The 20,045-nt window shown below is 56.4% G+C and carries 17 protein-coding genes and 2 pseudogenes; 11 read left to right on the plus strand and 8 right to left on the minus strand.

Annotation, left to right across the window (positions count from 1 at the left end):
* Positions 1 to 19 precede the first annotated feature (19 nt).
* The 6 genes and pseudogenes from istB to NZK35_RS00545 form a co-directional block, all read right to left on the minus strand.
* Positions 20 to 694: pseudogene (istB, locus tag NZK35_RS00520) on the minus strand (IS21-like element helper ATPase IstB).
* A gap of 421 nt (positions 695 to 1,115) precedes the next feature.
* Positions 1,116 to 1,571, minus strand: coding sequence for a magnesium-dependent phosphatase-1 (locus NZK35_RS00525; protein ID WP_407699754.1), 456 nt, complete (start codon positions 1,569 to 1,571; stop codon positions 1,116 to 1,118).
* Between the two features lie 79 nt (positions 1,572 to 1,650).
* Positions 1,651 to 2,283 (minus strand): metallophosphoesterase family protein, encoded by a 633-nt coding sequence (locus NZK35_RS00530; RefSeq protein ID WP_259630647.1) that lies wholly within the window; start codon positions 2,281 to 2,283, stop codon positions 1,651 to 1,653.
* The gene (locus NZK35_RS00535) at positions 2,280 to 2,741 is read right to left on the minus strand and encodes a dual specificity protein phosphatase family protein (protein ID WP_259630648.1); all 462 of its coding nucleotides are present in this window, start codon (positions 2,739 to 2,741) and stop codon (positions 2,280 to 2,282) included. Before NZK35_RS00535 ends, NZK35_RS00530 begins: the two co-directional genes overlap by 4 nt.
* A gap of 93 nt (positions 2,742 to 2,834) precedes the next feature.
* Entirely contained in the window at positions 2,835 to 3,437 is a 603-nt protein-coding gene (locus tag NZK35_RS00540) for a macro domain-containing protein (protein ID WP_259630649.1), read from the minus strand.
* A complete protein-coding gene (locus NZK35_RS00545) occupies positions 3,376 to 3,540 on the minus strand; it encodes a macro domain-containing protein (RefSeq protein WP_259630650.1) in 165 nt (54 codons plus the stop codon). Before NZK35_RS00545 ends, NZK35_RS00540 begins: the two co-directional genes overlap by 62 nt.
* Here NZK35_RS00545 and NZK35_RS00550 point away from each other — a divergent pair.
* Both NZK35_RS00550 and NZK35_RS00555 read left to right on the plus strand, forming a co-directional pair.
* Positions 3,479 to 3,892 carry a hypothetical protein gene (locus NZK35_RS00550; protein WP_259630690.1) on the plus strand — a complete coding sequence of 138 codons (414 nt, stop codon included), beginning with the start codon at positions 3,479 to 3,481 and terminating at the stop codon, positions 3,890 to 3,892. The genes NZK35_RS00545 and NZK35_RS00550 overlap by 62 nt on opposite strands.
* Positions 3,889 to 4,305 (plus strand): hypothetical protein, encoded by a 417-nt coding sequence (locus tag NZK35_RS00555; protein WP_259630651.1) that lies wholly within the window; start codon positions 3,889 to 3,891, stop codon positions 4,303 to 4,305. The genes NZK35_RS00550 and NZK35_RS00555 overlap by 4 nt, the downstream gene beginning before the upstream one ends.
* A gap of 8 nt (positions 4,306 to 4,313) precedes the next feature.
* On the opposite strand, the gene NZK35_RS00560 is transcribed toward NZK35_RS00555, so the two are convergent.
* Together NZK35_RS00560 and NZK35_RS00565 are read right to left on the minus strand one after the other, a co-directional pair.
* Entirely contained in the window at positions 4,314 to 5,192 is an 879-nt protein-coding gene (locus tag NZK35_RS00560; RefSeq protein ID WP_259630652.1) for a hypothetical protein, read from the minus strand.
* 49 nt (positions 5,193 to 5,241) lie between these two features.
* Positions 5,242 to 5,664 (minus strand): hypothetical protein, encoded by a 423-nt coding sequence (locus tag NZK35_RS00565; RefSeq protein WP_259630653.1) that lies wholly within the window; start codon positions 5,662 to 5,664, stop codon positions 5,242 to 5,244.
* A gap of 185 nt (positions 5,665 to 5,849) precedes the next feature.
* On the opposite strand from NZK35_RS00565, the pseudogene NZK35_RS00570 reads away from it, so the two are divergent.
* The 9 genes and pseudogenes from NZK35_RS00570 to NZK35_RS00610 form a co-directional block, all read left to right on the plus strand.
* Positions 5,850 to 5,957 (plus strand): annotated as a pseudogene (locus NZK35_RS00570) (zf-HC2 domain-containing protein); the annotation flags it as partial.
* A gap of 135 nt (positions 5,958 to 6,092) precedes the next feature.
* A complete protein-coding gene (locus NZK35_RS00575; RefSeq protein ID WP_259630689.1) occupies positions 6,093 to 6,764 on the plus strand; it encodes a hypothetical protein in 672 nt (223 codons plus the stop codon).
* A gap of 82 nt (positions 6,765 to 6,846) precedes the next feature.
* Positions 6,847 to 9,204, plus strand: coding sequence for an efflux RND transporter periplasmic adaptor subunit (locus tag NZK35_RS00580; protein WP_259630654.1), 2,358 nt, complete (start codon positions 6,847 to 6,849; stop codon positions 9,202 to 9,204).
* Between the two features lie 6 nt (positions 9,205 to 9,210).
* On the plus strand, positions 9,211 to 9,564 hold the full coding sequence (locus NZK35_RS00585) for a four helix bundle protein (protein ID WP_259630655.1): 354 nt from the start codon (positions 9,211 to 9,213) through the stop codon (positions 9,562 to 9,564).
* 2 nt (positions 9,565 to 9,566) lie between these two features.
* Positions 9,567 to 13,586, plus strand: coding sequence for an efflux RND transporter permease subunit (locus NZK35_RS00590; RefSeq protein ID WP_259630656.1), 4,020 nt, complete (start codon positions 9,567 to 9,569; stop codon positions 13,584 to 13,586).
* 9 nt (positions 13,587 to 13,595) lie between these two features.
* Positions 13,596 to 14,174, plus strand: coding sequence for a class I SAM-dependent methyltransferase (locus NZK35_RS00595; RefSeq protein ID WP_259630657.1), 579 nt, complete (start codon positions 13,596 to 13,598; stop codon positions 14,172 to 14,174).
* Between the two features lie 631 nt (positions 14,175 to 14,805).
* Complete coding sequence (locus NZK35_RS00600; RefSeq protein ID WP_259630658.1) at positions 14,806 to 16,449, plus strand: efflux RND transporter periplasmic adaptor subunit; 1,644 nt, start codon at positions 14,806 to 14,808, stop codon at positions 16,447 to 16,449.
* 3 nt (positions 16,450 to 16,452) lie between these two features.
* On the plus strand, positions 16,453 to 19,674 hold the full coding sequence (locus tag NZK35_RS00605; protein ID WP_259630659.1) for an efflux RND transporter permease subunit: 3,222 nt from the start codon (positions 16,453 to 16,455) through the stop codon (positions 19,672 to 19,674).
* Positions 19,675 to 19,700: 26 nt separating this feature from the next.
* Positions 19,701 to 20,042: an RND transporter gene (locus NZK35_RS00610; protein ID WP_146439879.1), complete on the plus strand. Its 342-nt coding sequence runs from the start codon at positions 19,701 to 19,703 to the stop codon at positions 20,040 to 20,042.
* Positions 20,043 to 20,045 lie beyond the last annotated feature (3 nt).

Below are 20,045 nucleotides of genomic sequence, written 5' to 3' on the forward strand. Positions count from 1 at the left end.
CCGATTACGAATCCGATTTTTATTGAGAAGCCTTTGCTGACCGTCCAGCTGACTTCGTTTTCTTGGCTGTTTCCACGCGATAGCTTGGCACGTTCAACTCGATGATCACGCTGTGGTGAACCAAGCGATCGATCGCCGCCGCCGTCGTCATCGCATCTTTGAAGATCTGGTCCCACTTGCTGAACGCCAAGTTGCTCGTCAACAGAACACTCCCTCTCTCGTAACGTTCCGCCAGCAGCGTGAACAGCACCTCCATCTCTTCTCAATTCTGCTGCACGTAACCCAGGTCGTCGATCATCAGGCCCTCGAAACGAGACAGTTGCTTGATGTACTTTTGCAGGCGAAGATCCCGCTTTGCGATCAGCAACTGTTGCACCAGCAAGCTGCACGTTGTCAGAAGCATGCTCCGGCCTTGCTGGACGAGTTGATTCGCCAAGGCACGAAGCGCGTGACTCTTCCCCGCACCGGGCTGACCGAAAATCAGTACGTTCTCCCGACGATCCAAGAACGATCCCTCCCGAAGACTCTCCAGTTGTCGTGTCACTGACAATGGCAAGCGATCGAAGTTGAACGTCTCCCATGTCTTGCCCAGCGGAAGACGTGAGTTGGTCATTAGACGCTTGATCCGACTCTCGTTGCGGGCCTGGCATTCCAGTTCCGCCAGTTCCGATAAGTATTGAACATGGCATGTCATAGGCGATTCGGAAGTGACTCGTCGGGAACATGTCCTGACGGTATTTGTAGTTTTCGAATGCTCCCGGTTTGCGAACCAATGAATCGATCACGTGCCGGTAGTTGATGGCCGATCCGATTGTCGTTTCGATAATGTCTTGCCGTTTTCTCATCCATCTCAGTCATCCTTGACGATGCGGCCAGTGACTTGCCAGATGCTAGCAAACGCCGCAGTTCTTTAACCTTTCCGTCCGTGACCATCGCAATCTCCGTGAAAACAAGGAGTTACGATGATGACCCGAATCGCAAAATCCGGGAATTGTAATTGTCGCTGACCGCACCGGCATCGTTGCCAAAGCCAGCCTCAAACCGGGATTTCTAATTGTCGCCAGCCGGGAAAACCAATCGCCGCTAGACACTCGCCGACCGACTCCGTGTCAATCTTAATGCCGGCTCGCATTGCCTTGGTTCTCGAATTTTCGCAGAGTGTTATGAAAGAGGCCGGCAGTGATGCCATCGGGTACGTGGATGCTGGTGACACCCAGCGACGAGACTTCGTTGATGTTTCGCATCTCGTCGTCGAAGAAGACCATGCTCGAATATTCGAGGCCACTGGATTCACTCAACGCCGCGAAATGCCTCAATTTTGACGATGGGTAAATCTCGGCGAAGGCAAAACGGTGATTAATCGAAAGCAATTCAATCAGCTCTCGCGCCCACGACGGCTGTTCCGTTCGCGACGCGAGCGCCATCGGAATCGAATGATCGTCGCAGTGGTCAAGGATACTGGTGACGTCATCGTACAATCGCACCTCGCGACTCGCTCGGTCGACGACTCGTTCGTTCCGCCAGCGGAACGGTGGCGATATCACCACCAGCATCAAAGTCGGAACACGCACAGACCGTGAGCAGTCGATGCAGGATAAAATTGACAGCGTGACCGGTATTGAACCTACTGCTGTTGATGTCGGTTGAGCGTCAGCAAACATGCTTTTTGTTCTGTCTTTGGTCGCCACGGCCCGATGGAGGGTCAGGTTTAATCAGGAAGTCCGTCAATGACACTCGATGAGTAGCTTTGCGAGTCCGAACTGCGGTCGATGCTTGATTCACTTTGAGATTCGCTTCCCGATTCGCTGGCTGACGGCGACGTCGATTCGGATTGCGACTGGGATTCCAATGCGGACTCACTTGATACGGAATCGCTTTCGCTACTCGTGGACGAATGGCGTGGAAAAGGGCGATGTTCCCGATGATTTTTGCAAGGCAACCTGATTTGATGATCTGCTGTGCAGATTGATCGCCTGCGATCTCATCGCGAACCCAACGCAATTGTTCGAGAAGGAACGGTGACCAACACGGATCGTCCGTCGATATCGCGGCAGCATCCCGGTCACCCGTGACGATTGCTTCACAGTCCTTCAGCAAGTGGATGCATTCGACTGGGTTTGGACCGTAACCAACGATGTCCCCCAAACACACGATCCGTTCTATGCCCAGCGACTCAATCTTGTCCAGCACCGCCGTCAGTGCTTCTAGGTTGCCATGAATGTCGCTTATGATCGCTAGGGTATCCATCCCCGAACTAGGTTTGACAATGGAGTAGCGGTTCACTGAAGTTTCTCCAGAACAGACCTTTGCTCTCGATTCAACTCAACTCCTGGTCGGACCGACTGCACCATCGCGATTGCATCTGCAGCGGTTTGTACTTTTCCCGATACAAGCAGAACCGCTGCAGCAACAAGGCCTGTTCGACCGTGGCCCTGGGCACAATGGATCAGCACGGGCTTCGGCATGTCATTGATTTCCACTGCTAACGCTCGTAGTTCGTCTGCCGTCGCTCCAGAGCCGTCCAGCATCGGATAGCAGGTGTAAGACTGAATCTTCCAGCGATCATTGGGTTCCGTAAAGTCGCACGTTAAGTCGACCACTGAAGCGATGTTATCTGGCAACTCATGGCCAAGGAGTCGTCTCGAGAGGACGAGGTCGTCGCCAAGCGAATTCAATTCTGGCTCTCGCGACAGCAGTCGAACGACATGCCACACCACCGCTACATACAACGCGTACGGCAACACAAGCAGTGTTCCGAGTCTAGAACGCCCGCCATCAAAACGCTTGCCAAAGCCAACAATAGAAAGAGGAAACCGTACTTCATGCGGTTTCCTTCACGCCTGAGCCTGAGCCGCTGAGATTGCTTTGGACAGCTCGGATCGGTGCGTTTCCGAGCGGACTACGATTGTCAATGAAAGCCCATCAAACCTAGGTGCACCCGCAAGCGGTGCCACTGCAGTTCCGAAATCAGCGATCGACATGGGGCCGTATCCGGTGGCCAGTGTCGGCGTAGAGATCGTTTTCGCTCCCGCCTTGATGGCAAGGTCCAGTGCGGCGGCGACGGTCTGGCGGACTAGCTCAATGGACGAATCGTAAAACGGGTCGATCGCTACAGCATGCAGAATGCAATTGAACGGGAGGTTTCCGGCCCGACTTTGAACGACGGTTCCAGCCGGCACGGCGGAGATGCCTTGGCTCTTCAGGTGGGCGTGCAGTTCTTCTTGAATCGTCGGTCCAACCGCCGAAAGGATCGCTCCATTGACGCCGCCCGATAGATTTAGCCAAGGGTTCGCGGTAGAGATCAAAACATCAGCGGCTACTTCCAGTACATCACCGACTTGAGAATTGATCTGCATTTGATCGGAACCTGTATATTCAGTCTTTCTGAAATTGAACGATGACGATTCGCCCTCCGAAGCTAACGTTTGCGAGTTCATCCCTCATCATATCAAAAACTGCCTCAGTCGACCCGCCACCGGTGCCAGCACCAATCAGTGGCAACGCGATCGAATTGAAATTCTTCTCCTCTGCCAGTGCCAATGCGTTGCGACAGGATTCCCGGATCGACCATTCGCTTGATCGCCACCACATGCTGACCGCCTTGCATCAAGAGGTTGCTGGGATTATTGAGTCGCTTGAAATCGTTGACGGCGAGATCAAACGTTTGGCTGCGGAACAGATCGACGAGCGTGATGTGAACGCCGCCTTTGCAGATTTTGGCAACGTCTGGAATGAGCTGAACACTCGCGAGAAGTCGGCGGTGCTGACGTTGCTGATCAGCCGGATCGAATTCGACGCTGACGAAAGCTCACTTTCGATTTCGATGCACCCGGCGGGCATCAAAACCATTTCCGCCGAAGCGACCGAACAACAACAGGAGACGAACTCATGATCATGGTCAAATGCAATGTCAACGTGAACCTGAAGAAACCCGTCAAAAAGAAGGCGGAGCCGGCAGACGAACCACCGGTGAAACGGCGAGGGAAGGTTCCAAGGATTTCACGCTTGATGGCGCTCGCGATTCGTATGGACGAGATGCTGCGGCGTGGCGAAGCGCAGGATACGATCGAACTTGCCAAAATGGGCAAAGTATCACAGCCTCGTCTCACTCAAATCCTGAGCCTATCGCTGCTCGCACCCGAGATCCAGGAAGCGTTGCTGTACTTGCCCCGCGAAATGACGGGGCGTTCAAAAATTCACGAAAGGAACTTGCGTCCGATCACGAAGCAACTGTATTGGGTCAAGCAGCGTGAAATGTGGAGCGATCTGATTCGCTCAGTCGGTCCGGCGGCGAAAGATGTTTGACGCCATATTTAGAACGCGGGTGGCGTGATTCCCTTGGCTTTGAGGGACGCGAGGTACTTGTCGGGTTCGGCGACTAGCTTTTTAACGCAGCCAGGGCAGCAGATGTAGACGGCCTTTCCGTTGACGTTGACTTTACCTGGGACGCCCATGCCGCCCAACGGTTCGTCCATCACGGGACAGGTTTTCTGTGCGGCGATTGCGGCAGCATCGGCAAGCGTCGATTTGAAAACGCCCTCGCGGACTTGTTCCCCTTTGGCGCTGTAGTACTTGGTGAGGTACTGGTCGGGTGAGGCTTCGACTTTCTTGGTACAGCCGGCACAGCAGACGAAGAGTGACTTGTCACCGATTGTGATTTTGGGCGGCTTGCCCATCGAGCCGAGCGGTTGACCGCTGACGGGGCATGTGGCTTGGAGGCTGATGAGGAGTTCATCAGAGAGCTTACCGCTGGCGAGTTTGCCCATCGCGTGGAATACCAGAGGCTGGTTTCCGATGTTGGTGATCTCGACGTTCATGTGCAACGGTCGATCAACGACTTTGGAAAGGTCGACGCCGACTCCAATCGCGAGATTCTTGAGCGTTTTGAGTTGGTAGGTGTATTCCTTCTCGCTGTCGCCGACTCGAAGTTTCAGTGTACCGCTCGCATCGGGCGGAGCGATGGGTTGATCGTTCTTGCCAAGAATCATGAACATGATGCCTTTGTCGGCGATCACCGTTTCGACTCGGCGGTCGCCAACGGTTTGCACAGTGCCACCGTGTGGGCCAGTTGCCGCAGTGGCGTGGCTGTGGCCAGCGTGGTCGTGTCCGGAGTGGATGTCCTGCGCGGTCGCGAGTTGGGGCGACGCGAACAGTGTGGCGGCGACAATTGCAGTGAGAATGCGAAGTTTCATTGATATAGTTCTTAGAAAAAAGTGATGGTGCAGGGTGATGAACGTGGGGCTACTGATTCAACTTGGCGAGGTACTTGTCTGGGTCGGCGAGCAGTTTGTCTTTGCAGCCGTCGCAGCAAATCCACACTGACTTGCCGTTCACGTCGACCTTTTCGGGTGCTCCCATTGTTCCCAGCATCTCACCGCTGACGGGGCACATGTGTTGGGCCATGGCGGACTTGTAGTCTTCCGGCGAAAGCTCTTTCAAACCGGGCATCATCTTGGCCATCGGCGAATCGGCGTCGACGGCGGCATGATCCCCGTGACCGTGATTGGCATGGTCGCCATGGTCATGGCCTGCGTGATCCTCGGCCGTGTCGCTGGCGGGAGTCGCGGATGGCGTCACGGGATCGGATTCGGGCGAGCTGCAGCCGTAAATGCCGAGAATGAGCAGCCCGCCGAGTAGAAACGGGATGAATTTCGTGAGTCGCATGGGGTCTTGCCTTCGCGGATGAGGAGGGCGAATTTTCGATTGACGTGCATTTGGATACTTGGGCGGTCGCTTTCTTCACGCGATGCGGAAAGAATTCTGCAAATTCACTGAAATGCGTGAAGAAACACGTAACTCGGGCATCAAAAACACATCAGCAGAAGCGTCTCCCAGAGAATGAGCGGGTTATGTCAACCAACGATTGCAAAACAGTGCAGCCATATCTGTCGGCTTATCACGACGACGAGCTTGCGGCTGGACAAGCGGCAACGGTGGCGAAACACGTTGAGTCATGCGAATCGTGTGCGGCAGAGCTGAGTTCGTTCAGGTCAATCGGGTCGAATTTCGCTCAAACGCCCATCCCTGCAAAGCCGTCTAATCTGTGGCAGCGAATTGAGCGTGAATCGCCGACGGCCGTTGAGCCGGTGACCTTGTCGCGACGGTTTAGCGTTTGGATTCGCGAGTCGCCGTACGGCGCGGGGCTGGTGTCGTTGGCCGCGTCGATTCTGTTGTTGCTCGGTTTTGGCCTTTGGTACGGCGGCGATCAGGGTAGCGTAAATAACACTGCCGGCGGCATGGCGATGCATTCGCACGAAGGCGAAGAAGGCATGTCAGCTGACCACATGCTCGAGTTCGCTGGGGTGATGGATGACTATTTACAGAAGTTGCCCAACGACCCTGACGCAGCGGAACAGATGCTGCTTACCAAGTACGACGGTGAGAAAGTCGACGCGGACGGAGCAGTGAAGTTGGTCGGCTATCGACCGATCGTCTCGGGCGGATTGCCAGAGGGTTATTCGTTGGCATCAACCAGCGTCTTGAAGATGCCTTGTTGCACGTGCGTAAAGGCGGTCTGCAAACGCAACGACGGTTCGACGTTGGTTCTATTTGAACACGACGACGAAGAGACCGCTTGGTTTGGCGATCGCCACCAAAGCATGGCAACGTGCGGCGACAAAGACTGCTGCCTAGTCGATCTCGATTCCAGCATCGCGGCAACTTGGAAGCAAGGCACTCGAAGCGTCACCGCCGTCGGCGTTCGCGACCAAGATGAAGTGGCGAAGCTGGTGACTTGGTTGGGGAAGTTGAGAGTCGACAGTTGAGGGTCGACAGTAAAGCGTCCGACCATCCAAACTTCCATCTGACAAACCCTCAACTCTCAACGATAAACTTTCAACTAATCTCATGAACGAATTCTTCAAACAACACCGCGGGAAACTCTGGATTGCACAAGCGGTGGCGTTTGTGCTGCTCGGTGTCTTCGTCGCTTCATGGTTTGGCGGCGGATCGGATGAGCCGAAAGTGTCCTCGAATTCCGGTACGTCGAATTCGGAGGCCATGCAAGGGAAACCGACGATTTGGACTTGCTCGATGCATCCGCAAATCCGTCGCGATGGTCCGGGCAGTTGTCCGATCTGTGGGATGGACTTGGTTCCAGTGAGAGAATCGGCCGACGGTGTTCGCACCGTTTCGATCAGCTCTGAGATCAAGAGCCTAATGAACGTTCAGGTCAGCCCCGTCCGTCGGCAATACGTGACGGCCGATGTTCGGATGGTGGGCAAGATCGAGTACGACGAAACACGACTTGCCCACATCACGGCTTGGGTTCCCGGCAGGCTCGAACGCATGTTCGTTGACTATACGGGCGTCGAAGTCAACAAGGGCGACCACATGGTGCAAATCTACAGCGAGGCACTCTACACCGCACAGGAAGAGTTGCTTGCCGCCGCTCGGCGGGACCGGCCGCAAAGCTCATCGCGTTTCATCGAACCACTCGATCTTGCCGAATCCGCTCGCGAGAAGTTGCGGTTGCTGGGACTGACGCCAGAACAGGTTCAGACAATCGAGCAACGTGGTAAGTCATCCGAAACCGTAACGATCTATTCGCCGGTTGGCGGCGTGGTCGTCGGCAAGATGAAACAAGAAGGTGATCGCGTACAGACCGGCGACCGAATCTACACTGTCGCTGATTTGAACCACTTGTGGGTTCAGATGGATGCTTACGAATCGGACCTAGCTTGGTTGCGGTACGGGCAAGACGTCGAGTTCACGACGGAAGCTTATCCGGGCGAGGTTTTTCATGGTCGCATCGCGTTCATCGACCCGGTGTTGAACAAAGACACACGAACGGTGAAGGTTCGCGTGAACGTCAGCAACGATGACGGCCGACTGAAGCCGGAGATGTTCGTGCGGGCGATCGTGAAGAGCAACGTCGCGGCGGGCGGCCGAGTGCTTGATGCGTCGTTGGCTGGAAAGTGGATCAGCCCGATGCATCCGGAGATCGTGAAAGATCAACCGGGCGACTGCGACATTTGCGGGATGCCATTGGTGCGGGCCGAATCATTGGGCTATGTCACTGCGGAACCGACCAATGCTGCGAAGCCGTTGATCGTACCGACGTCAGCCGTGTTGCTAACCGGTACACGAGCGATCGTCTACGTTCAGATTCCCGACGCAGACAAGCCGACTTATGAAGGTCGCGAGATTGTGATCGGTCCGCGAGCAGGTGACTTCTATCTGGTGAAGTCCGGTCTCAACGAAGGCGACCTCGTTGTGACCAACGGAAACTTCAAGCTCGACAGTGCGCTGCAGATTTCTGCGAAGCCCTCGATGATGACACCTCAAGGTGGCGGCGGCGGTGGACACAACCACGGCGGTATGGAAATGCCAAAGGCAGACGAAGGTGTCACGATGCCCGCGAGTCCGATGGAGTTGGTGGCAGCGGTACGTGATGCGATGCAGGGCATTGTTGAGCAATACAAAACGATTCAAGAAAAGGTCGAAGCAGCGAACCTCGCAGAGATTCGTGCCGGCTACGACGAGTTGGGTAAAGCGGTCGAGGCGGTGCCGGCGGACTTGATCGGTCCTCCGATGCGACCGCAGTGGTTCGAGATTGCGATGTTATTGAGGAACGACGTCACCGAAGGTCGCGAAGTGGATTCCATGCGTGAAGCCGATCGTGTGTTCGCGTTGACTCGCCAGCACGTCGATCAAATGAAGGTTCAGTTCCCGCTGCCGATGTCTCACGACGAAATGCAGATGCCAGCCATGACAAACATGGACGCTCCGCCAGAAGTGACTCAGCAATTGAACGGCTTTGTCGGTCCCTACTTGGGAGTTGGCAAGGCGCTCGCGGCCGACGATCTGGAGGCTGCGAAGCAAGCCGTCGATCCGTTGCATCAGCGATTGGCTTCCTTGCTGCCAATCGTCTCTGAGTCCAAAGCGGTCGAAATGTGGAGCAAAGAGAAACGCGACTTGTCCGAGATCGTCGCAAGAATGCAGAAAGCAAACGACCTCGCCGCGTTGCGGAGCGGATTCGCGTTGCTGTCTGAGCAGATGCTGAGCCTGGAGCGGATGTTCGGCCTTCCCACCGACGCGGCTCTTTACGAACTGCATTGCCCGATGGCGTTTGAGGGACGTGGTGCATCGTGGATTCAGTCTGACGATGCAGTTCGCAATCCGTACTACGGCCCGTCGATGCTGAAGTGTGTGGACCGAGTTGAGAGTTTAGGGTCGAGAGTTGAGAGCAAGGGGAGGGAATAGACGTCCATGTTTGGTTTTGAAAAGCTTGATGTCTGGCAAAAGTCAGTTGATTTGGCCGACGAAGTATATCGTTTTACTCGTGACTTTCCCGACTATGAGAAGTTTGGTTTGGCGAATCAGATGCGTCGCGCGGCAGTTTCGGTGTCGTCGAATATCGCCGAGGGCAGTGGTCGCGAATCAAAAAAGGATTTCTCTCGGTTTCTTCAGATTGCCTACGGATCTGTCATGGAGGTCGTGTCGCAACTTCATATCGCTCAACGGCAAGAGTTCATTCCGAAAGAAGATGCACGGAAGCTGTATCAGGATTGCGAAGAAATTGCACGGATGATTAGCGGCCTGAAACGTAGCCTGGGCGTCTAAGTATGCCTAGCTCTCAACTCTCAACTACCGACTCTCAACTAGACGAAGCGAAGCGGAGCCTGCTCGGCCGGTTGATCTGGTTCTGCCTGACCAATAAGCTCGTTGTGTTGTTGCTGGTCATTGCCACGCTAGGCTGGGGCGTCATGGTCGCGCCATTCGACTGGGACACCGGCGCATTGCCTCGCAATCCCGTTCCCGTCGACGCGATTCCCGACATTGGCGAGAACCAACAAATCGTGTTCACGCAGTGGATGGGTCGCAGCCCACAGGACGTCGAGGACCAGATCGGTTATCCGTTGACGGTTGCGCTGTTGGGCATTCCCGAAGTCAAGACGATCCGCAGCTATTCGATGTTCGGCTTCTCGTCGATTTACATCATCTTCGGCGAAGACGCAGACTTCTATTGGTCGCGAACGCGAGTGCTGGAAAAGCTGAACAGCTTGCCGGCTGGTACCTTGCCCGATGGCGTGCAACCGACTCTCGGACCGGACGCGACAGCATTGGGGCAGATTTATCTTTACACGCTTGAGGGCCGCGATCCCGACGGCAACCCGACCGGCGGTTGGGACTTGCGAGAGCTGCGAACGATTCAAGATTACTACGTTCGCTACTCTTTGACTTCAGCGGAAGGGATCAGTGAAGTCGCGTCGATCGGCGGATTCGTTCAGGAATACCAAATCGACGTTGATCCCGATGCGATGCGGGCCGCTGGAGTGACGCTTGCGAAGGTGTTCGAGTCGATCCGCATGACGAACGTTGATGTGGGAGCTCGGACGATCGAACTGAACAAGGCGGAATACGTCATCCGCGGTCTTGGCTTCATCGAGAACATCGAAGACATCGAAAAGACGGTCGTAAAAGTGACGGACAACGTGCCGATCACGGTGGCCGACGTGGCCAACGTGTCACTCGGGCCGGTTCTCCGACGTGGTGCGCTCGATAAGGCCGGTGCCGAAGCCGTCGGCGGAGTCGCGGTCGTGCGTTACGGATACAACCCGCTGGCAGCGATCAAGAACATCAAACAGCGTATCAAGGAAGTTTCGCCGGGCCTGCCGACGAAGGTGCTTGTCGATTACACAAAGACGTCGGCCGATGAAGTTGAGCAGTGGGTTGAGAGTTTAGGGTTGAGAGTTGAGAGTTCCGAAGACATCGTCACTTCACTCTCTCAACCCTCGACTCTCAACACTCAACTCGTCAAGCATCTTCGTAGCATGCCCCAAGAACAGTGGCCGACATGGATTACGACCAGTCAAGTCGCGGTCGTGCCATTCTACGATCGCACGGGCTTGATTTATGAGACGCTAGGCACGCTGAACACAGCGCTCTTTGAAGAAATCCTCGTGACAATCATCGTGATCCTGGTGATGGTCGTCCACCTACGCAGTTCGTTCCTGATCAGCGCTTTATTGCCGCTGGCGGTGTTGATGTGCTTCATCGCCATGAAGACGTTTGGCGTGGACGCAAACATCGTGGCGTTGTCCGGCATCGCGATTGCGATCGGGACGATGGTCGATATGGGGATTATTCTCACCGAGAACATTCTCAAATACCTGGATGAAGCTGCGCCCGAAGACGACAAAATGACGGTGATCTTCAAGGCGGCTCACGAAGTCGCCGGTGCGGTGCTGACCGCCGTGACAACGACCGTGGTCAGTTTTCTGCCAGTATTCACGATGATCGGTGCGGAAGGAAAGCTGTTTCGTCCGCTCGCATTCACCAAGACGTTTGCACTCGCGGCATCCGTCATTGTGGCGCTGACAATCATTCCGCCAGCCGCCCACGTGTTGATGGGCGGGCGCATTGAGTCAAAGAGTTTGCGTCGCGGGGCTTGGTTCGCGTTACTGATTCTCGGTCTTGCCGCGTCGATGCTGCTGACATGGTGGGTCGGTGCAATCTTGATCGTGCTGTCCGCATACAAACTGTACGAAGAACGGATTCCTGAGCGTTACCACCGTTTCGGACCGTACGCGGCCAGTGCACTCGCGGCGATAGTCGTCGGTGTTCTGCTGACTCAGGAGTGGTTGCCGCTGGGGCCGCAGAAAGGTTTGCTGCTGAATCTTCTGTTCGCTGGCGGATTGATTGGCGGCATCCTCGGTTTCTTTACTGTCTTTCAACGGTTCCTGTACGAACCGATCCTGCGTTGGTGCCTGAATCACAAGCTCGCGTTTCTCTGCTTGCCAACTGCGATCCTACTGTTCGGCGGATCGGCTTGGTTGGGTTTCGACAAGGTCTTCGGTTTCGTCCCCAAGACGCTCTCGATGGTTGGCGTTTCTGATTCGACTGTTCGGGAGTCCGGTCCTTGGAGAACAGCAACCGGCGTGCTACCGGGACTCGGCAAAGAATTCATGCCGCCGCTCGATGAAGGTTCGTTTCTCTACATGCCCACCACGATGCCTCACGCTTCGATCGGTGAAGCGATGGACGTGTTGCAGTTGCAGAATCAATTGCTCGTCTCGATCCCCGAAGTCGAATCGGTCGTCGGCAAGATTGGTCGCGCCGACACGCCGCTTGATCCGGCACCCGTGTCGATGATCGAAACCTACATCACCTACAAGTCGGAATACAAAACCGACGAAGACGGTCACCGGCTGAACTTCCGCTATGACACGGAAGGAAACGAGTATGTCCGCGACGACGACGGTGAGCTGATCCTTGATCCCACCGGTCGTCCGTTCCGGCAATGGCGAGACGAAATACGCACGCCTGACGACATTTGGCAAGCGATCACGACGGCGGCCCAGATTCCAGGCACGACGTCCGCCCCTAAATTGCAGCCGATCGCGGCTCGGATCGTGATGCTGCAAAGCGGCATGCGTGCGCCGATGGGAATGAAGGTGAAAGGCCCGGACCTGGAGACGATCGAGCGGGTTGCGCTGGAATTGGAATCGCTGTTGAAGCAGATTCCAACGGTCCAATCGTCAGCCGTCATCGCTGACCGCATCGTCGGCAAGCCGTACTTGGAGATCGACATCGACCGTGACGCGATCAAGCGATACGGACTGCATATTCGCAGCGTGCAGGACGTGATCGAGGTTGCGATTGGCGGCCGGCAGATTACGAAGACAGTCGAAGGCCGTGAGCGTTTCCCAGTGCGAGTTCGTTACGCCCGCGAACTGCGGGACGATCTCGAATCGCTCGAACGGATTCTGGTCCCAACGCCGATGGGATCGCAGATTCCGCTCGGACAACTCGCAGACATTCGTTACACGCGCGGCCCGCAGGTCATCAAGAGCGAAGACACGTTCTTGCTCGGATACGTGCTATTCGACAAGAAGCCCGGTGAGGCGGAAGTCGACGTTGTCGAAGATGCTCAAGCGTTCCTGCAATCGAAAATCGACTCGGGCGAGTTCACGCTGCCAGCCGGAGTCACCTACACGTTCGCGGGCAACTACGAAAACCAAATCCGATCGCAAAAAACGTTGGCAATCGTTTTGCCACTCGCGCTCGGGATCATCTTCTTGATTCTGTACCTGCAATTCAAATCAGCCATCACAACATCGCTAGTCTTCAGTGGCATTCTGATCGCGTGGGCGGGCGGTTTCATCATGCTGTGGTTGTACGGGACCGAATGGTTCCTCGATTTCAGTTTAATCGGCACAAACATGCGTGAGCTGTTCCAAGTCAAAACGATTAACCTCAGTGTCGCGGTCTGGGTCGGATTCCTAGCCCTGTTCGGTATCGCCAGCGACGACGGCGTCGTGATCGCATCGTACCTTGACGAAAGCTTCCGCAAGGATCGCATCGAGAACGCCCAGCACGCTCGCGAAGCCACTGTGGCTGCGGGTCTGCGTCGCGTTCGACCGTGTTTAATGACCACGGCGACGACAATCCTGGCATTGATTCCAATCCTGACATCGACCGGCCGTGGCAGCGACATTATGGTGCCGATGGCGATCCCCAGCTTCGGCGGCATGGTCATCGCAATCATCACGATGTTCATCGTGCCGGTTTTGTATTGCAGTGCGATGGAGTGGAAGTTGCGGCTGGGTATCCGAGACGAACGCTTTGCAGAGAACGCATAAACCAACATCATGCAAATAGTCACCAAAACCAAGTCGATCGTCTCGGCGATCAGATTCAACTGGCAAGTTCAATCGTTGCCGGATCGCGTTTATCTTTTGCAAGTGATGCTTCCGGCGATGGCGAGGATGAAACCCGCCAATGTCCTGCTTGCCGGAACACGTCGCTACACGCGGCGGTATCCGGAAGCTTTCGACCGTCAGATGACGGCGGTTTGGACGATCGACTTCGATCGGTCGGCGGCGCGTTTTGGCAACGGCCAACTTCACCGCACGGGCGACATTTGCGAAGTCGACCGAGTCTTTCGCGGTGTACGCTTCGACATGATCCACATCAACGGACTCTTGGGCTTCGGAGTCGATACGCCAGAAAGTGTCCGTGACATGATCACGGCATGCCATCAGGCTCTACTACCCAGCGGCCACCTGATGCTCGGTTGGGACGCCGACCGAACGCCCGATCCGACCCACAACGAAGACATCACATTACGCTTTGAGCACACCGGATTCCTTGACGCCCCCGCGCGCCACAACGTTACCGGCATCGAAGGCCACGACCACGTCTTTGATTGGTTTCGACGCGGTGATTAGGAAGAAACAAACACGATGTGATGCGGTAATTCGCTCAGTTTCGGCCAACCTGGACGGTCGGGCGCGATGGATTGAGCTTTACATTTACGCCATCGCGACCGATAATAGTGCCATGTTTCAAGCATCGCTTCGCATTTTGATGATCGCCACCGTGTTGGGCTGCCCAGCACTGGGTGGTCGCTGCTGCGATGCTGGGAGAACGGACGTTACCGCCGAAAGCCCGGCGGTCGGTGCTTGCGAATCTTGCTGCTGCCACGATTCGCAGTCACCGGAACCTGCTTGCCCGTCTGAGGGCGGCGAATGCCACGATTGCTTCTGTGCGGGTGCTTTGCCAATTGGGCCTAGCATCTTGGATTCGCTTTCGTTCCACGAGGTTTCGTTTGATTTTGTTGTTTTGACGTCGGCTTCAAAACTGTCCTCTTCGCATCGTACTTCTACTCGGCTCGATGTCTGCCAGTGGCCGCCGACAACCGGCGAACGATTGGCCACTCTCTGCACTCTGCTGATCTAGCAGACGACTTTCCCACGCATTTGACGAGCGGATCGTCAAATCCCTGAGCGGGTTGCTGCGCGCATGTTGCGCGGGTGATCGCTCGATCTTTGAAAGTCGAAAACGTTTGAGTGTGCCCGTATGTCTACAACTCTTGATAAGCCGGAAGTCGATGCGCCGGCGACCAAACAGCCGATGCCAAACGGCGTCGCGGAGGCCGAGCGAAACGAAGCGGTGGACCCGCAGCCGAACATGGTCGCAACGATTCTTGGATGGATTCCGTCTGTCGTCGTGCTCGGCTTGCTGGCCGGCATCGGGTGGTACGGGCATCACAACGATTGGAAGCTGCCCTCGTACAGCTCGATTGCGACGACGGAGGTGGCGTCGGGGCCGAAGTGGTGCGACAGCCACGGCGTGCCGGAAGATGACTGCGTCGTTTGCGATCCGTCGCTGCTTGAATCACCGCCAGAACTAACGTTCTGCAACGAACACGGTGTCCATGGTTGCGTGCTTCATCATCCTGAATTGGCACAAACCAAAACGGCGGTCGATGTGACCGACGCGGACTTGCAAAGAGCCGCCGAGGCGTTGGCGTTGATACCACGAGCGGAGAACCTGCCGCTGAGCAGTTCGGCGGGTTCGCGGATTCAATTCGCCTCGATCGAAGCGATGAACAAAGCGGGCGTGGACGTAGAACCAGTGACGCGAGCGAGCATCACCGAGTCGATCGAAGCGGCGGGCGAGATTCAATACGACGCGACCAAGACGGCCCAAGTGTCGCCTTCGGCCGACGGCATTGTTCGCAAGGTTTTGGTCAACGTTGGCGACTGGGTCAAAATCGGCGATGTGTTGGCGGTGGTCGATTCCAAAGACATCGGACGGCTGAAGTCAGAGTTGTTGTCGGCACTGCTTGAGGAACGCCTGCAACTCGATCAACTCGCGCGTGTCGAGAAGCTTGCCCCCAGCGGCGCGGTTCCCGGTCGCCGCGTGATTGAGGTGAAGACCGATCTGCAACAAGCAACCGTTATGGTCGAACAGGCCGTGCGTGGATTTGCAAACCTGGGCGTGACCGTCGATCCCGAAACACTGCAATCGTCTAGTTTGGCCGAGACAAAACGACGGGTTCGAGCGATCGGAATGAAACAAATTGAATCGTCGACCGGTGGCGATAACCTGATCGCGGCGACTGCACCGATCGAAGGTCGCATCGTTGATCGCGAAGTCACGCTGGGCGAAGTGGTTAATCGCGGCAGCCGCATGTTCCGCATCGCGGATACACGATCGGTTTGGCTGGACCTTCGAGTGCCCGCCGAACAGGCGTCGCTGGCTCGGCTCGGATTGCCGGTTCGCTACCGAGGCGATGGCAGCCAAGTCGAACACGAAGGAACGATCACTTGGATCAGCAGCGATGTGGATTCGCAGACCCGGACGGTACGCGTTCGTGCAGAGCTACCGAACGCCGACGCTAGCCTTCGCAATGAGTCGTTTGGACGTGGTGAGATCGTGCTGCGGCAAGAACTGGCGGCGATCGTCGTCCCCGAGGAATCATTGCAGTGGGATGGTTCGAGCCACGTCGTGTTTGTTCGCGACGCGAGGTTCTTTGAAAAGGATCGACAGAAGTTTTTCGTGACTCGATCAGTGCGTCCGGGCGCAAAGCAGGATGGCTTCGTCGAAATCATCGCTGGCGTGCTGCCGGGCGAAGTCGTCGCGAGCGGTGGCAGCGATGTGCTCCGCGCCCAACTCCTTCGTAGCAACTTGGGAGCCGGCTGCACCTGCGGTCACTGATTCATGCTCGAAAAACTCATCGACCTATCGCTTCGCCATCGCGTCGCCGTACTGCTCTCCGTCGTTGTACTGATTGCCGGCGGCGGCTACGCGCTCACTCAACTGGACATCGACGCGTTTCCCGACACCACCCCGGTGATGGTGCAAGTCAACACGACCGCCGCGTCGCTTTCGCCCGAAGAGATCGAACGCCAGATTACCTACAGCATCGAGCAATCGTTGAGCGGTTTACCATCGCTCGAAAACATTCGCTCGGTTTCCAAATTTGGCTTCTCGCAAGTCGTCGTCACCTTTGAAGACGGCACCGACATCTACTTCGCTCGGCAAGTCGTCGGCGAGCGATTGGCGACCGTCGAGCTACCACGAGGCGTCGGGCGGCCAGAGATGGGGCCGGTAGCGACGGGACTTGGCGAAGTCTTTCACTACGTGCTGACGTATCCCGAAGTTGACTTCCGGGCGCTACCCGAAGACGAACGGTTGCGATTGCTTACCCAGCTTCGCACGACGCACGATTGGGTTGTCAAGCCGCAACTGCGGACGGTTCCGGGCACGGCGGAGATCAACAGTTGGGGCGGCTACGAAAAACAGTTCCAGGTTCGCATCAATCCAGCGGGATTGGTGTCGCGTGGTCTGACGTTCGACGAAGTCATCACGGCATTGCAAGAAAACAATCGCAACGTCGGCGGCGGCAATATCGACCGGCTCGGCGAAATGTTGCTCGTGCAAGGATTGGGACGCACATCCAGCGAAGAACAAATCGAAGCGATTGTGATCAAATCGGTAGACGGCGTGCCGGTGCGAATCAGCGATGTCGCGAGCGTCGAAATCGGTCACGAAATTCGTCGCGGTGCGGTGTCGGCCGACGGTCGCGGCGAAGCGGTGATGGGTCTTGGTTTCATGCTGATGGGTGAGAACACGCATCAATACACCGCCGCCTTAAAGAAACGCGTCGAGGAAATCAGAACCAACCTGCCGGCCGGCATGACGTTGGTGACGATGTACGACCGAACCGAACTGGTCGACTCGGTGATCGACACAGTTCGCAAGAACCTATTTGAAGGCGGCCTGCTGGTGGTCGCGGTGCTGTTCCTGTTCCTTGGTAACTTAAGAGCCGGTTTGATCGTCGCGTTGGCGATCCCGCTGTCGATGTTGTTCGCGTTCACGGGCATGTGGCGGTTCGGCATCGCGGCCAGCTTGCTCAGTCTGGGGGCAATCGACTTTGGTTTGGTTGTCGATAGCAGCGTCGTGATGGTCGAGAACTGCGTCCGGCATTTGAGTCTGGCAAACCCGCTCGGCCGCAGTCGACTCGAACGCATCCGCGACGCAGCGGTCGAAGTTCGCGGGCCGACGATGTTCGGCGAGCTGATCATCATGATTGTGTACCTGCCGATCCTGACGCTCGAAGGGGTCGAGGGCAAAATGTTTCGACCGATGGCGTTGACGGTCATCTTCGCGCTTGCCGGTTCGATGCTGTTGTCGATGACGCTGATGCCGGTGCTGGCCAGTTTGCTGTTGCCCAAGAAGATCAGTCATCGCGAACCGCTGCTGGTGCGAATACTTAAACTCATCTACCGACCAATCTTGCATTTCACGATGCACCAACGGATCGCTGTGATCGGTTTTGCGTTGGCGGTGCTGGTCGTCGCGTTTGGAATGATTGCGCCCAACCTTGGCACCGAGTTCATGCCGCAACTGAGCGAAGGTGCGGTTGCGATCAACGTGGTGCGATTGGCCGGGACGGAGCTGGACGATTCGATCCAGTTCAACACGCGAATGGAAAAGGCGTTGCTCGATGCGTTTCCGGACGAGGTCGCTCACGTTTGGAGCCGCATCGGATCAGCAGAGATTGCGACCGACCCGATGGGACTCGAATTGACCGACGTATTCATCACGCTGCGTCCGCGTTCGCAGTGGCAAAAAGCGAGCACGCAAGCCGAGCTGACTCGGTTGTTCGAGGAAACTCTTCGCGACCTGCCCGGCCAGCGACTGGCCTACACACAACCGATCAAGCTACGACTGGATGAACTCGGTACCGGCAGTCGTTCCGATATCGCGGTCAAGCTGTACGGCGACGACTTAGATGTGCTCGTTGACAAGGCCGCCGAGATCGAACGTGTGTTGTTGACCGTCAACGGTTCGGCCGACGTCGGGGCAACACAGTTGACTGGCCAACCGATGCTGCAAGTCAAAGTCCGGCAGGACGAAATTGCTCGATACGGCGTTCCGGCCAATGCGGTGTTGAACATCGTCGAAGCGATCGGCAACCGTCCGGTTGGCGATGTATTTGAAGGCCAGTTGCGATTCCCACTGACGGTTCGTTTGCCGGACGAGTACCGCGGCGACCCAGAGTCGATTCGAGCGATCCCAATCACGACTCCGCGCGGAGAGCAAATCCCGCTTGGACGACTGGCTGATGTGGATGTCACCACCGGTCCTTCGCAGATCGCTCGTGAATGGGGTCAACGCCGCGTCACGGTTTCGGTCAATGTTCGAGGCCGCGACGTCGGCAGCTTCATCGCTGAAGCACGCCGCAAGATTGACAGACAAATCGTGATGCCATCGGCTCGCTACTACGTCGAGTTCGGCGGACAATTCGAGAACATGATTCGGGCGAGACAACGTTTGATGATCGTCGTGCCCGTCGCGCTCGTGCTGATCTTTTCGTTGCTTTACATGACCTACGGAAACATCGTCGACACCGTCCGCGTCTTTACCGGCATCCCGTTCGCGTGGACCGGCGGCATCATCGCGTTGTGGCTGCGAGACATGCCGTTTTCGATCTCGGCGGCCATCGGGTTCGTTGCTCTATCCGGCGTCGCGGTGTTGGATGACATGTTATTGGTGTCGACCATCCGAGCGTTGCGACAGCGTGGACTCGGTTTGGAAAAGGCAGTCGAGGAAGCGGCACTCACTCGGTTGCGACCCGTGTTAATGACGACGCTGGTCGCCGCATTGGGATTCATCCCGATGGCGTTTAGCACGGGAATGGGCGCGGAAGTGCAACGACCGCTGGCCACGGTGGTGATCGGCGGCGTGATCAGCGCGATGGTGATGTCGTTGCTGGTCCTGCGAGTGCTCTACATGGTTTTTCAGTCGCCGATCTCGAACAACAAATTAGCCAACGAGGAAATCGTTGCCCATCAAAGCAATGGGCACGTTTGCGAACCACGCGGCGCTGATGGCGTCGCAACCGCTCCCGATCGTTTCGGGGTCGGAACCGAATGAGAAGTCTCTACACAAAGGAAATGAAAATGCGTTTGATCTATGGAATGTCGTTTGCGTTTGCTGCACTGTTGTTCGTCGGAGTGACGGGCTGCGGCAACAACGAAGCTCCAGTGACAGAGGAACCGGTCGCCGAAGTATCCACGGGCGACCACAGCGGTTGGTGGTGCGTCGAGCACGGCGTCCCCGAAGAGGAATGTCCTTTGTGCGACACCAGCTTGGTCGGCGACTTTAAGGAGAAAGGCGACTGGTGCGACGAACACAGTCGCCCCGACTCGCAGTGCTTCACCTGCAACCCAGACAACTTCGACAAGTTCGCCGCTCGCTACGAAGCCAAGTTCGGCGAACAGCCACCTCAGCCAACAGAGTAATTG

This window comes from Stieleria sedimenti, from assembly GCF_025060895.1.
Taxonomy (GTDB): Bacteria; Planctomycetota; Planctomycetia; order Pirellulales; family Pirellulaceae; genus Stieleria; species Stieleria sedimenti.

Excerpts from the sequence above, each read along its gene's own strand:
- NZK35_RS00540 (WP_259630649.1), bottom strand. The coding sequence starts at position 3,437 with ATGAACTCGCAAACGTTAGCTTCGGAGGGCGAATCGTCATCGTTCAAT.
- NZK35_RS00555 (WP_259630651.1), top strand. The coding sequence starts at position 3,889 with ATGATCATGGTCAAATGCAATGTCAACGTGAACCTGAAGAAACCCGTC.
- NZK35_RS00560 (WP_259630652.1), bottom strand. The coding sequence starts at position 5,192 with ATGAAACTTCGCATTCTCACTGCAATTGTCGCCGCCACACTGTTCGCG.
- NZK35_RS00565 (WP_259630653.1), bottom strand. The coding sequence starts at position 5,664 with ATGCGACTCACGAAATTCATCCCGTTTCTACTCGGCGGGCTGCTCATT.
- NZK35_RS00580 (WP_259630654.1), top strand. The coding sequence starts at position 6,847 with ATGAACGAATTCTTCAAACAACACCGCGGGAAACTCTGGATTGCACAA.
- NZK35_RS00585 (WP_259630655.1), top strand. The coding sequence starts at position 9,211 with ATGTTTGGTTTTGAAAAGCTTGATGTCTGGCAAAAGTCAGTTGATTTG.
- NZK35_RS00590 (WP_259630656.1), top strand. The coding sequence starts at position 9,567 with ATGCCTAGCTCTCAACTCTCAACTACCGACTCTCAACTAGACGAAGCG.
- NZK35_RS00595 (WP_259630657.1), top strand. The coding sequence starts at position 13,596 with ATGCAAATAGTCACCAAAACCAAGTCGATCGTCTCGGCGATCAGATTC.
- NZK35_RS00600 (WP_259630658.1), top strand. The coding sequence starts at position 14,806 with ATGTCTACAACTCTTGATAAGCCGGAAGTCGATGCGCCGGCGACCAAA.
- NZK35_RS00605 (WP_259630659.1), top strand. The coding sequence starts at position 16,453 with ATGCTCGAAAAACTCATCGACCTATCGCTTCGCCATCGCGTCGCCGTA.
- NZK35_RS00610 (WP_146439879.1), top strand. The coding sequence starts at position 19,701 with ATGCGTTTGATCTATGGAATGTCGTTTGCGTTTGCTGCACTGTTGTTC.